Raw genomic sequence first — 12,588 nt, forward strand, 5'->3', positions numbered from 1 at the left:
CCATGATCACGATTATCGGCAAAATGCTTCTGACTATTGGCGACACCCAGCCTGACGTAAAGCAGGTTTTGCAAGAGCTAGAACACTGCATCGAAGGCTATCGGGATCGGGCGGACTCCTGGTACGGCGGCATGATCGATGTCGAGCAAATGTTTCGTGTCGGCGATGAAGTAGTGACCCGTGACAAGGACGATCAGGCGCCGGCGGCCATGTATGCCCAATGCCAGCGCGATTCTACCGTGACGTTGGTCCACGCCTTTGAAGCGGCGCGTTTTATACCCATTGGCAATACCCAAGTGCGCTTGGTGCCAGTGGGGGGTGGAGTCGAGATCAAAGCGTTGATTGATGCCACCGGTATCACGCGTGTCGAGGGCTGCCTGCCTAATCAGCAATACCACGTCACCTTTTACCCACAGATCACTTCTGAGCAGCTAGATGCGTTTTTTAACTCTTATCAGGAGGTGCTCAGTGACCTGAGCCAGTGGCTGAGTACCCAATGGGACACTGAATATCTGTCGCTCTGGCAAGCTCATCAGGAAGCCGATGCACTGGGACGTTCCTGGATCGAGATCAAGAGCCAGTGGAGTGGCCTTATCAAGTCATTGTTGGCCGTGTGGGATGACATCGTTGGTTTCTTGAAGCTGATCAGCCGCCCCCAGCAGAGCTACGAAAAGTTCAAAAAGTTCCTCAGCGAAGAGCAACTGAAGTTGCTCTTGAATGCCTCTAAAGAAACACTGGAAACCGCGCTGCTAATTGCCAGCGATGAGCCACTGATGTGGTCTTATTTCTCAGCCTTGATCGCCTGGCTCAAACTATTACCGCCCCAAGTTCGTAGCGAGATACAAGCGCGCCTCACCACTGACGTTCTGATCAATATCGTCCTCGGCATCATATTCAGTGGGGGGATTGGCCTGGCTGTACGGCTCTCTATCAAGGGGGCCAACACTGTGGTTGAAAGCGCAAAAGCGACTCGGTTGCTGGAAGGTTTTGTCGACCTGCTGATGCGCACCAGCAAAGCGCGATCCACTCACCACGCCACAGTGGGCAAGCCGATTTTGCTGCAAAGCGAGGGTCGCCTGGATCCAGGATTGAAGGCTGATCTGGATATCAAACCGCAGAGTGGCCTAACCCCCGCCCAAAGCATCCCTGATGCCACGGTTATAGCCCGAAGCAAACCCAAGGCGAGAACCACGCTGGAGGTGGTCGAGCACGTCGACGATGCCCCGTCGCAATCCAATACCCCCAACGGCAAACCTGCCGAACCTGCCAAAGACACCCAAACCCACGGCTGCCCGGTTTCAATGGTCACCGGTGAAGAACTCCTGACCCTGACCGACGGCGTGCTCGACGGCGCGCTGCCCCTTGAGTGGACGCGCCTGTATCGCACCAGCGCGGTCGAAGTAAACGGCGATTTGGGCTTTGGCTGGAGCCACACACTGTCGCACCGCCTTCAACGCGAAGGCGACGAACTGCTCTGGACGGACCACGAAAACCGTCAGACCCGCTTTCCGCAACCCAGCGCACAACGCCCGGCCATCATCAACAGCTTGGCCAAGGCGGCGATTTACCTGGGCGACCATGATTGCGAGTTGATCCTCGCCCACGCCGGTAAAAGCAGCCGCTTCTATCACTTCAACGACCTGCGACTGACCGCCATCAGCGACGCCTACGGCAATCGGCTGAAAATCACCTACCAGCAAGGGCGTCTGCATCGCATAGACAACGGTGCCGGCCGCGCCTTGCTGCTGCGCTACACCGACGCACGGCTCAGCGCTGTTGACTACCAGCAATACGATGACAGCCGTGGATTTGCCGAGCGCTCAAATGACCACTACGCCAAGTGCGGGATTCACCTTGAACGTTGGGCAACCCTCTACACGCAGGTCACCTATCGCTACAACGCAGCGGGGCAACTGATTAGCGCGAGCAATGCGCTGGAAGAAACCGAGCACTACCGCTATGACGCCCAACACGTCATCCAGGAACGGCAACTGGCGGGTGGCGCGGCGTTTTACTGGCAGTGGCAACACACGGGCAAGCAGGCGCGTTGCATCCGTCATTGGGCCAACTTCGGGCAGATGGATGCCACCTACGAATGGGACGACCAAGGCTCGGTCACGGTTAAAAACCGGGACGGCAGCCAGCAAGTCTATGTGCATGACGGCAACGCGCGGCTAGTCAGCCAGATCGACCCGGATGGCGCTGAACACCAAAAGGCCTACGATGACAAAGGCCGCCTGATTGCTGAAAAAGATCCGCTCGGCGCTGTTACCGAATACCAGTACAACGAGGCCGGGCAGCTTACGGCACTGATCCCGCCCGCTGACGAACCAACGTTCTACAGCTACTTCAACGGTTATGTGCGCAAAGTACAGCGCGGTCTTGCCAGTTGGAAATATGAGCGCAACAACCAGGGCGACATCACCTGCCAGACCGATCCGGACGGCAATCTAACCCACTACAAATACACTGCCAAAGGCCAACTCAGCGGCCTGTACTACCCGGACGGCAGCCAGCACACACTGACCTGGAACCCGCTTGGGCAACTGCTCGACGAAACCCTGCCCGACGGCACGCAACGGCGTTATCGCTACGATGCACAGGGTCGCACCATCACCCGGCAGGACGAGCGGGGCGCCATCACCCAGTACCAGTGGGACGCTGCTAACCGTCTCAGCCAAATCACCTTGCCTGGTGGCAAAACCCGCGCCTGGAGCTACAACGCCTACGGCAAAGTCACGGCTGAGCGCGATGAGCGCGGCCATATCACCCGCTACGAATACGCCGACAACCTGCACCTGATCAGCCGCCGCATCAACTCTGATGGCAGCCAGCTCAACTACCGCTACGACAACGCCCGCTTATTGTTGACAGGTATCGAAAACGAGCGGCACGAGCACTACCAGCTTGAGTACTACCCCAACGGTTTGATCCAGCAAGAAATCGGCTTTGACGGCCGTAAAACTGCTTATGCCTACGACCTTAAAGGGCAGTTGCTGGAAAAGACCGAATACCCGGACGCAGAACATCCTGACAGTGCTCCGCTGGTCACTGCCTACGCGCGCGACCCTGCAGGGCGGCTGACAAATAAAACCCTGCCTGATGGCAGCGAAATCACCTACACCTACGACGCTTTGGGTCGCTTGACTGCCGTCGACGACGGTACCTGGCCGCTGGCCTACGAATACGACCTGCAAGATCGCCTTCTCAGTGAGCATCAAGGCTGGGCGACCCTGCGTTATAAGTACGACACACTCGGCCAACTTAGCGACTGCCGCCTGCCCGATGGCAACCGTCTGCACTATCACTATCAAAAAGGCGGCGCCCTCAAAGGCATCTATCTCAACGGCAAAACCCTCACCGGGCATCGCTACGAAGCGGGGCTGGAAACCGTCCGCCAACAAGGCTACGTGGTCAGTCACTACCAATACGACGAACAAGGCCGACTGCAAGACCACGCCGTCAGCCAACTGAATGCCCGTGGCGACATCGAGGGTCAGCCGCTGTACGGCCGTCACTACCGCTACGACGCCAACGGCAACCTCAGCCTGCTCAGTGATAGCCGTAAAGGGCAAAAAAGCTACGCCTACGACCCCCTCGACCGCCTGACCGAAGTGCGCGGCCAACTGACCGAACACTTCGTCCACGACCCGGCGGGCAACCTGCTCGACCAAAGCATCGACGGCCAACGGCACAGCCGCTACGCCAACATCAAAGGCAACCGCCTGCTGATGCAAGGCGACAGCCATTTTGAGTACGACGCCTACGGCAACCTGCGCCAAGAGCGACGCGGCACGGGCCAACGCCTGACCCGCGACTACCGCTATGACAGTCAGCAGCGCCTGATCGGCATCACCTTGCCAGACGGCAGCCAGGTGACGTACCGCTACGACGCTTTCGGGCGGCGTATCAGCAAAGACCATGGTGGCACCACCACGCAATATCTCTGGCAGGGCGAACGCCTGATCGCCGAAAGCACCCAACAAAAAGGCCTGCGTGGCATCAGCCACTACTGCAGCTATTTATACGAACCGGGCACCTTCAAACCACTGGCCTTGCTCCAGGGTGAAGGCGACGCAGCACAGGTTTACCACTACCAACTCGACCACCTGGGCACGCCACAAGAACTTACCGACCACCGCGGCCAAATCGCCTGGTCGGCCCACTACCGCGCCTACGGCAACGTCCTCAAACTCGACAAGGCCGAAATCACCAACCCGCTGCGCTTTCAGGGCCAGTACTACGACGAAGAGAGCGGACTACACTACAATCGTCACCGCTACTACAATCCAAACACCGGGCGCTACCTTACCCCCGACCCGATCAAACTCGCGGGCGGGCTGAACAGCTACCAGTACGTGCCCAACCCGACAGGGTGGGTGGATCCGTTGGGGTTGAGCTCTATCAAGGGTAGGTGCCCGGGGCAAGCAGATAGTGAGCCAAAGGTTGAACAGCCTGAAGCTCAAAAAAGTAATAGCCATGATGACCCCGTAACGCCTGCTCCAGTCTTGCATTCTCAAGAGACTCAAAGAGTCCGGCATTACACCAACAGGCGAGGATCAACTGGGATTGAACAGGATGGCATGATTACCGCGCAAGACAACAACAGGGTTTATGTAGAATCAGCCAGGAAAAAAGCTTTGGATCAGCAATCGGCAGAAGAGAAATATCAAATTGGACGCGGCAGGGGGAGAGATTATGTTGAATTTGATGTTCCTGTTAGCCAATTGGAAGAAGTTAAAAATCCAAGGTATGGCGCTGTAGAACTAACAATTAAGGGTAATGTTAAACTAGAGCGTCCAGAATTTTTCAGGAGAAAGTAATGCTAGAAAAAAATAAAGAAATCAGTTTGAGTGGTGAGTCTGCTCTTGAAGCACTTGCTGATCTGGAATATATATTGATTTCTCTGCACAAAATTGGAAGCTACTATGAGGGTAAGTCTGTAGATGAGTATCGTCGTGAGACAACCGATTTTATTGACGATAAGCGGGTAACCCAAAGGCTTGCAAAAATCAGAAGAATTTTAAGTGAGCCTTTTGATTCGGCCGTTGGGGAAGATGATATGGATGATATCGAAAGGCGCATCAGTCAGTTAGAGTTTTGGAGTCCGTCGAATGAAAGTGATTAGTAGTCTGTATTTCTAGGTGTTTTAAATGCTGAATGTAGTGGTTTTTACTTTGTTGGAGCGCTTCAAATGATTTTTCAGGTTATGAGGTGTGTGGTTTTTAATGTGTTCTGTTAATTGTTCGTGCTCCCTTTTTTTTCGTTACTTTTTCTTTGTGCTCTCCGCTTACTTCGTAGGAGCGAGCTTGCCTCGCGATCTTTTGACTATTTAAAAGATCGCGAGGCAAGCTCGCTCCTACAGGGTTTTGTTGTTATCGCAAGGCAGTATTCAAATCGATAAATGCAACACGCGTTCATCTTGCTTGGGTTCTGTTGCGCTGCGTTTGTTGACTTTTAATTCGCCGAGGTTGATCAGCAGGGTGCGGGTGACGTTGCGGCTCAGCCCCAGCAGTTTGGCGGTGTGGACCTGGTTGTGGTGGCAAAAACGATAGGCCGCGCGCAGCAGGCTGCGTTCGACGTTTTCGTGGAGGTTGTCAGACTGGCTCTCGAACAGCCGCTGGAATGCATGTTCCAGCAGTTCTTCGGCGCTCTGGTCGCTGTTGACGCTGCTGGTTTCTGGTCGGGTGATGCGCAGGTTGGACATGCGCAAGTCGTCACTCTGGATGACACCGTCGCGGCAGATCAGCAGGGTGTGGTGAATGACGTTTTCAAGTTCGCGGATGTTGCCCGGCCAGTTGGAGTGCGCGAGTTTTTGCTCTGCCTCCGGGCTCAGTACGACGTCGCCATAACCCAGTCGACGGCTGTAGGTGTCGATGAAGTAGCGGGTCAGCGGGAGGATGTCGCCGGGGCGTTCGCGCAGTGGGGTGAGTTCCAGGTTGACCACGTTCAGGCGATAGAACAGGTCTTCGCGAAAGTGCCCGGCGTTGATGGCTTTTTCCAGCTGTACGTTGGTGGCCGCCAGGACACGGACGTTGATGGGAATGCTTTTGCGCGAGCCCAGGCGGACCACTTCGCGCTCTTGTAGAACACGCAGCAGCTTGACCTGAATCGGCATTGGCAAATCACCAATCTCATCGAGAAACAGGGTGCCGCCGTTGGCTTCTTCGAACCAGCCTGCCTTGGCGCCCAGCGCGCCGGTAAAGGCGCCTTTCTCATGGCCGAAGAGTTCGGATTCCACCAGCGATTCTGAGAACGCACCGCAGTTTACGGCCAGAAAAGGCTGGTGTTTGCGCGCGCTGAGGTTGTGAATATGGCGCGCAATCAGTTCTTTGCCGGTGCCGGTTTCACCAATGATTAGCACGCTCGCATCACTGGGCGCGATTTGTTGCAGGTGCTGGAGCAAGGCTTTGGACTTGGGGTCTTCAAAGACTTGCGCAGTTGCCCGGATCGAGGTGGCCAAGGCCGGGGAAGGGGGGAGGGTTAGCAGTTGCATGTCGGTCCCTATGAATAAAATGTCGGGATGGGGGACGTGCCGTTAAGTGCCCAGTCGCCCAGTTCCTGAAGCTTGTAGTCCAGAGGGTCGTGCAGGCTCTGCGTGCGCAGGTTGCGCCAGTGCCTGTCGAGCGCCACGGAGGTTTGCGTCGCGCGCGCTCCGGTGACCTCGAAGACCTTGCTACACAACTCCAGGCCATTGCGGCTGGCGGCCACTTTGGCGGTAGCAATGGCGATGGCGACTTCACCGCGCTCTTCACTGGTGAGCGCCGGGCCTTTGGCCCAGGCCTCGTCCAGTACGGCTCCGGCGCGTTCGACCAGCAAGCGGGTGCTTTCCAGGGCGACCCAAAAGTCGCCGTAATGGCCAAGAATGTAAGGGTCCTGAGTGTTTTGGGTAGCGCTGGATTTAAACCAAGGCCGGGTTTCTTCCAGGGTGTAGCGGCGCGCTTCTTCAAAGGCGCCTTCGGCGATGCCGAGAAAAATATTGGCGAAATGCAGTTGGGCTATCAGCGGCCGCAGGCAGGCAAAAGGCGTGCTCAGCGGGCCGGGATCGAGCAGCAAGTCCGAGTCTTCAACCCGCACACGCTGGAACGTCACGCTGCCACTGTCGGTCTGACGCTGGCCCATGTTGTGCCAGTCGTTGTGCAAGGTAATGCCCGAGCGGGCGCTGGGGATGGCGGCTATCAGCAGCTTGCCGCCTGCGCTTTCGTCAATCGCAGAGGCAATCAGCATTTCAGAGTCGTTGGCGCCGGAGCAGAAGCTTTTTTTGCCGGAGAACTCACGCCAGCCTTCACGCTCCTTGACCACGGTGCGGGTGTCCAGCGGGTTGAGGGTATTGCCCCAGAACCAATTTTTGTTCGCCGTCAGCTTGAACCAGGTTTGCCATTGCGAGGGCTTGGCGAACAGTCGCACAGTGGCCAGCATCAGGTGATGGAAGCCGAAGACATGGGCAATAGAACTGTCCACCCGTGCAAATTCGCGCACCACTTCAAACGTTTCGGACCAGGTGGCGTTGAGGCCGTCGAACTGGCCCGGAATGCTCATGGCCAGCAGGCCGCTGTCGCGCAAAAGATTACGTTGGTGCTTGGGCGTGCCGCCTTGGGCATCACGCTCCACCGCGGTCAGGGCGAACTCGACTGCCAGCTCTCGAGCGATGTCCAACGGTGCCTTCCTGGCATTTAGCTGTGTGACAGTCACGTGTGTTCACCTCGTTTGAATGTCGCCCCCCGACGTCGTGTCAGGGGGTTGCCAGAAGGCTGCGGGTTATTTCACTTGGCCGTAATCACCGACAGCTTGGTGATCCCGGCGCGCTCAATCGAGGCCATGGCGCGTGCCACTTCGCCGTAGTTCACACCGTTATCGGCTTGCAACTGCACGCGAACTTCCGGGTCTTTGGCCTTGGCCGCCTGCAGGTTGAACTCCAGCAGGCCCGCTTCAACTTCATCCTTGTTGATGAACACTTTGCCCTGATCGTCGATGCTCACCACCAGCGGATCTTTTTGCTCCACGGGGGCGACCGAGTCGGTCTTGGGCAGATTGATCGGAATCGCGTTGGTCAGCAGTGGCGCGGTGACGATAAACACCACCAGCAGCACCAGCATCACGTCGACCAGCGGCGTGACGTTGATTTCACTGAGTACTTCGTCGTTGTCTTGGGTTGAAAAGGCCATCTCAGGACGCCTCCTTCACTTTTTGCGCGGGCGCGGCAGACTTGTTCAGCACCGGGTGCAGGTGCACACGGAAGGCGCTCTTCTGGGCCAGGCTGTAGAAGTCGTGGGCGAAGTCGTCAAGGTCAGCAGCGGTCAGTTTCAGGCGACGCAGGAAGTAGTTGTAAACCAGCACCGCAGGGACTGCGACCGCGATCCCGACGCCGGTGGCAACCAGCGCTGCACCAATCGGGCCCGCCACAGTTTCAAGGCTGGCAGAGCCGGCGGCGCTGATGCCTTTCAAGGCTGACATGATGCCCCACACGGTGCCGAACAGACCGATAAAAGGCGAGGTGCTGCCGATACTGGCGAGGATCGCCAGGCCGGTTTCCAGCGAGCGACGTTCACGCACAATTTGCTGGCGCAGCGAGCGCTCAAGGCGGTCTTGATGGTTGATGTTGTGCGCCAGGTCATTGGCCTGTGGCGCATCGGTCACTTGAATGGCGGCATAGCCGGCTTGGGCTACACGGGCAGCAGCACCCGGCGCCGTGCTGGCCAGCTCGGCGGCCGAGTCGAGGCTGGTGGCGGCCCAGAATTGTTTGAGGAAGCGACGGTCCTGGTTTTTCAGGCGGCTGAACTGCACGCCTTTAAGCAAGAACAGGCCCCAGGTGGCCACCGAGAAAATAATCAGCAGCCAGATGACCGCATGTTCAATGGATTCAAAGGGGGAAGCGATAAGGTTCATGGTTCAGGCTCTCTAAATTAGGTCATCAAAACGGTCAAGGCGCCGCGTCTTTTTCAGGACGCTCGCGGTGTAAAAATTGAGGTCCGTGCTTATTTGATTTTGAAATCAATCGGCACGCTGACCCAGCCGTCAATCGGGTCATTGCCTTGTTTGGCCGGGACAAAACTCCAGCGCTTCACCGCATCCTTGGCTGCGTTGTCGAGTTGGTCGCGACCGCTGCTTTTCTGGATCTGGATTTCGCCAGGCTTACCGCTGGCCAACACGTGGACCCGCAGCAGCACAGTGCCTTCCCAGCCACGGCGCATGGCCAGTGACGGGTATTCCGGCGCCGGGTTGTGTAAATAACCGGCATTGGCAGAAGCCGGGGTTATTGGCGCAGGGGCAGGCGGCGCGGGTGGGGCAGAAGGTGCAACCGGTTGCGGCGGCGCTGGCGGTTGTTCAACAGGCTTGGCCACGGGTTTAGGCACAGGCTTGACCACCGGCTTGGGTTTTGGAATCGGCTTGGGCGGTGGCGGTTTTACGGCCAGTTCGTCTTCTACAGGCGGAGGCGGCTCGACCACGGGCTGAACAACCGGCTCGGGCGGAGGCGGTTCCACCACAGGCGGTGCCGGTTGAGAAAACTCGATGGTCATCGGCGGCACTTCCGGTGGCACGATCGGCAATACCGGCGTCGGGTTCTGACTGATCCAGTAAATCACCGCACCGTGCAGTGCCAGTGCGAAAACCCCCAGCAGCACTGCTTCACGGCGGCTCAGGATGCGCTTGGGCGTGCTTTGCAGGCGCGACAATGACAGTGGGCCGCGAAACGTGCGCCCAAGATCAAGCAGTTCGCCGCCGGGGCCCTGGCGCCAGAGCACATCCAGCGCGCTGGCAGTTTGGACATTGGCCATTAATAACTCCTGGCTTTTAGCAAAACGAAGTCGTATTCGCGATCAATACACTCCACTGAATGCACTTAGTTGCCGAAGCAAACAGGCATGCAAAAGTAATAGCAAGAGCCATACCAACTAGTAAAAGCGCCGTAAATCGGGCGTATTTTGTTAATTGTCAGACACAACAGTGTGGTTAATTCAGCGCATTGTTCATGCACTGTTGCTGGAGCAACACGTGTTGAACAGCAGGTATGCAAAACCCCTCTACCGTGGGCGTCACGGCAACGACAGCAAGTGATGCAAATGCATATGCACTGATCAAATTGTTATAAGAAAACTTTAAAACAGGTCGACTGTTGAAATGCAAACAGCCCCTTTACAAACTGTTTGGTTGACACCTGAAAGTTGCTCTTTAATTGCCGGAAATCGCTGTTTTTGGGCTGGCACGAACTCTGCAAAAGTCCGTGTGAGAGCGAGACTATACGAATAGATGCTCCACTCACTAACAGGCAGGAGCATTAATAATGAACAGTGCGTCAGAAAGGCGAGTATTACGACGTAGTGCACTGGCGACAGCTTCCAGCATGGGAATTCTCCTGATGCTGGTTCAGGCCACCGCGGTGGCTGCCGAGGACAAAGATCCTACGTTAGCCACGGTGGTGGTGACCGGTGCCGAGGCCAGCGAAGCGCAAAAAGCGCAAAAAGAACTGAAGAAAGTGGCGGGCAACACCGCCGTGGTCGACAACCGGGACATCGAGCGCGGTCGCGCAGCCAATGCCGAAGACGTTCTGGCCTTGCAACCCGGTGTGTTCGCCCAGGCCACCAGTGGGTCTAGCGCCAACAAGATTTCCATTCGTGGCTCGGGGCTCAATACCTTCTATCAAGGCTATGTGCTGGGCATCAAATTCCTCTTTGACGGCCTGCCGCTGACCGGGCCGGGCGGTACTCAGGAAGACATGCTGGACATGCAAGCGGTGGACCACACTGACGTGCTGTACGGCGCTAACGCTTACCTTTACTCCGCCTTGTCGCTGGGCGGTGCCATCAACTTTGTGAGTAAAACCGGGCGCACTGATCCAGGCAATTACGCGCGTTTTGAGGCGGGCAGTTACGGCTATCAAAAAGAGCAATTAAGCACCGGTGGGGTCGTGGGTGATGCTGATTACTACGTCAGTGTTCTGCACAACCAGCGCGATGGCTATCAGGACGACACGTCCAACAAAGGCCAAGGCTTGGTCGCCAACTTTGGCTACGTGTTCAATCCAAAGCTGGAAACGCGATTCTTTGTGCGTTATCGCGAAGAGACCCTGACCCAGGGCAACACGCTGACCAAGTACCAGCTCAAGCATGACCCGACCAGCAACACGGTGCCGATTGGTCGCAAGAAAGACGGCTCGACCCTGTTGGGCAGCAAGACCACCTACACCTTTGACGATAACGCCAAGCTGGAAGTGGGCCTGGGCTACAACGACTATCCGCTGTTGAACGGCTGGCGCTACAGCCCGTCCCCCCAAGACTGGCGCTCTAAAGACATCAACCTGACCCTGCGTTATCTGCGCACGGGCGACACGTTCCTGGGCTTGCCCAGCGACAGCAGCGTGACGTTCAGCAATACCCAGTCTTACCTGGCGGACGTGAAGTCCCATAGTCGGGTTACCGGCGCAACGCTCCAGAAAACCGATTACACCGGCTCACGCGATACGGTGTTCTCGTTGGGGAACGAGTTGCAGTTGGGCGACAAAACTTGGCTGTCCAGCGGGCTCTCGCTGATCAATGTCAAACGCAAGGCCGACATTAAATACACCACCGGCGTTAATACCAGTGCCTTCCCCAACGGTGTTGAATACACCGAAACCGATCTTGCCCCGCGTCTGGGCTTGCGCTATCAACTGACACCGGAGTTCGAGCTGTTCGGCAACGTCAGTCGTTCGGTCGATCCCCCCGTTACCTGGCAACTGGGTAGCACCGGGACCCCTTACATTCGCGATGTCCGCCCGCAAAAGGCCAACACCGTGGAGTTCGGGATTCGCGGCGGTCATGGCATCTTTGACGGCAGCCTGACCGTGTACCGTTCGTGGGTGCAAAAGGAATTGCTTTCGGTGGTCGTGCGTCAGGCCACGGCGACCCAGGACCAATTGGTGGCCACCTCCAACGGCAGCCCGACCATTCACCAGGGGATAGAGGCGGGGCTCAACGCATTGCTTTGGGAAGGCAAGAATGGTGACACGGTGTCGTTGCGTCAGGCTTACACCCTGAACGACTTCTACTACCGCCACGACTCAACGTTTGGAGATAACCAGTTGCCGGGGCTGCCGCGTCAGGTGTACCAGGCCGAGCTCCAATATCGGCAAGCGGGAGGCTTCTACGCACAACTCAATGCACGTGCGGCTTCCAGTTATTACGTCGATTTTGCCAACACCCTGAGTGCGCCGTCCTACACCTTGTGGGGAGCTAAAATCGGTTACGAAGCCCCGAGCAAAAAATGGGAAGTGTTTGTGGATGCCCGCAACCTGACCAACCAGCGCTACGCTACGGCGACCAACACCGCGTATGACGCCAAGGGCCAGGACTCGGCCAACTTCTATCCGGGCGACCCGTTCAACGTCACTACCGGCGTTTCGTTCCACTTCTGATAGGTGAAGATCAAAAGTTCGCGAGACAAGCTCGCTCCTACAGTTTTTTCGCACGATTCAAATTCCCTGTAGCCGCTGACGAGGTACGAGGCTGCGATGCGGGCCGCAGGACCGCCGTCCGGGATCGCTGCCACCCATCGCAGCCTCATTCTTCGGCAGCGACTACAGGGCATTTGGCAGGCTTTGGCATTGTGCAA

Annotated in this window: 8 protein-coding genes; 3 read left to right on the top strand and 5 right to left on the bottom strand. The window is 57.0% G+C overall.

From position 1 onward, the window contains the following. Window positions 1–2: 2 nt before the first annotated feature. Both TU84_RS10185 and TU84_RS10190 read left to right on the top strand, forming a co-directional pair. A complete protein-coding gene (locus tag TU84_RS10185) occupies window positions 3–4,823 on the top strand; it encodes an RHS repeat-associated core domain-containing protein (RefSeq protein ID WP_053225210.1) in 4,821 nt (1,606 codons plus the stop codon). Then, the gene (locus TU84_RS10190) at window positions 4,823–5,128 is read left to right on the top strand and encodes a hypothetical protein (protein WP_048368929.1); all 306 of its coding nucleotides are present in this window, start codon (window positions 4,823–4,825) and stop codon (window positions 5,126–5,128) included. The genes TU84_RS10185 and TU84_RS10190 overlap by 1 nt, the downstream gene beginning before the upstream one ends. Before the next feature lie 264 nt (window positions 5,129–5,392). On the opposite strand, the gene TU84_RS10195 is transcribed toward TU84_RS10190, so the two are convergent. The 5 genes from TU84_RS10195 to TU84_RS10215 all read right to left on the bottom strand — a co-directional run bounded on the left by TU84_RS10195 (window position 5,393) and on the right by TU84_RS10215 (window position 9,776). After that, window positions 5,393–6,496, bottom strand: coding sequence for a sigma-54 interaction domain-containing protein (locus TU84_RS10195; protein WP_048368930.1), 1,104 nt, complete (start codon window positions 6,494–6,496; stop codon window positions 5,393–5,395). An 8-nt stretch (window positions 6,497–6,504) separates the two neighbouring features. After that, window positions 6,505–7,692: an acyl-CoA dehydrogenase family protein gene (locus TU84_RS10200; protein WP_048368931.1), complete on the bottom strand. Its 1,188-nt coding sequence runs from the start codon at window positions 7,690–7,692 to the stop codon at window positions 6,505–6,507. Window positions 7,693–7,763: 71 nt separating this feature from the next. Next, the gene (locus TU84_RS10205) at window positions 7,764–8,165 is read right to left on the bottom strand and encodes an ExbD/TolR family protein (protein WP_048368932.1); all 402 of its coding nucleotides are present in this window, start codon (window positions 8,163–8,165) and stop codon (window positions 7,764–7,766) included. A gap of 1 nt (window position 8,166) precedes the next feature. Further along, entirely contained in the window at window positions 8,167–8,886 is a 720-nt protein-coding gene (locus TU84_RS10210; RefSeq protein WP_048368933.1) for a MotA/TolQ/ExbB proton channel family protein, read from the bottom strand. Between the two features lie 89 nt (window positions 8,887–8,975). Beyond that, window positions 8,976–9,776: an energy transducer TonB gene (locus TU84_RS10215; RefSeq protein WP_048368934.1), complete on the bottom strand. Its 801-nt coding sequence runs from the start codon at window positions 9,774–9,776 to the stop codon at window positions 8,976–8,978. A gap of 566 nt (window positions 9,777–10,342) precedes the next feature. Between TU84_RS10215 and TU84_RS10220 the strand changes: the two genes are divergently transcribed. Continuing rightward, complete coding sequence (locus tag TU84_RS10220; RefSeq protein ID WP_241486398.1) at window positions 10,343–12,391, top strand: TonB-dependent receptor family protein; 2,049 nt, start codon at window positions 10,343–10,345, stop codon at window positions 12,389–12,391. Window positions 12,392–12,588: the final 197 nt, after the last annotated feature.

Origin of the sequence: Pseudomonas helleri (genome assembly GCF_001043025.1) — a bacterium.
In the GTDB taxonomy this organism is placed as follows: domain Bacteria; phylum Pseudomonadota; class Gammaproteobacteria; order Pseudomonadales; family Pseudomonadaceae; genus Aquipseudomonas; species Aquipseudomonas helleri.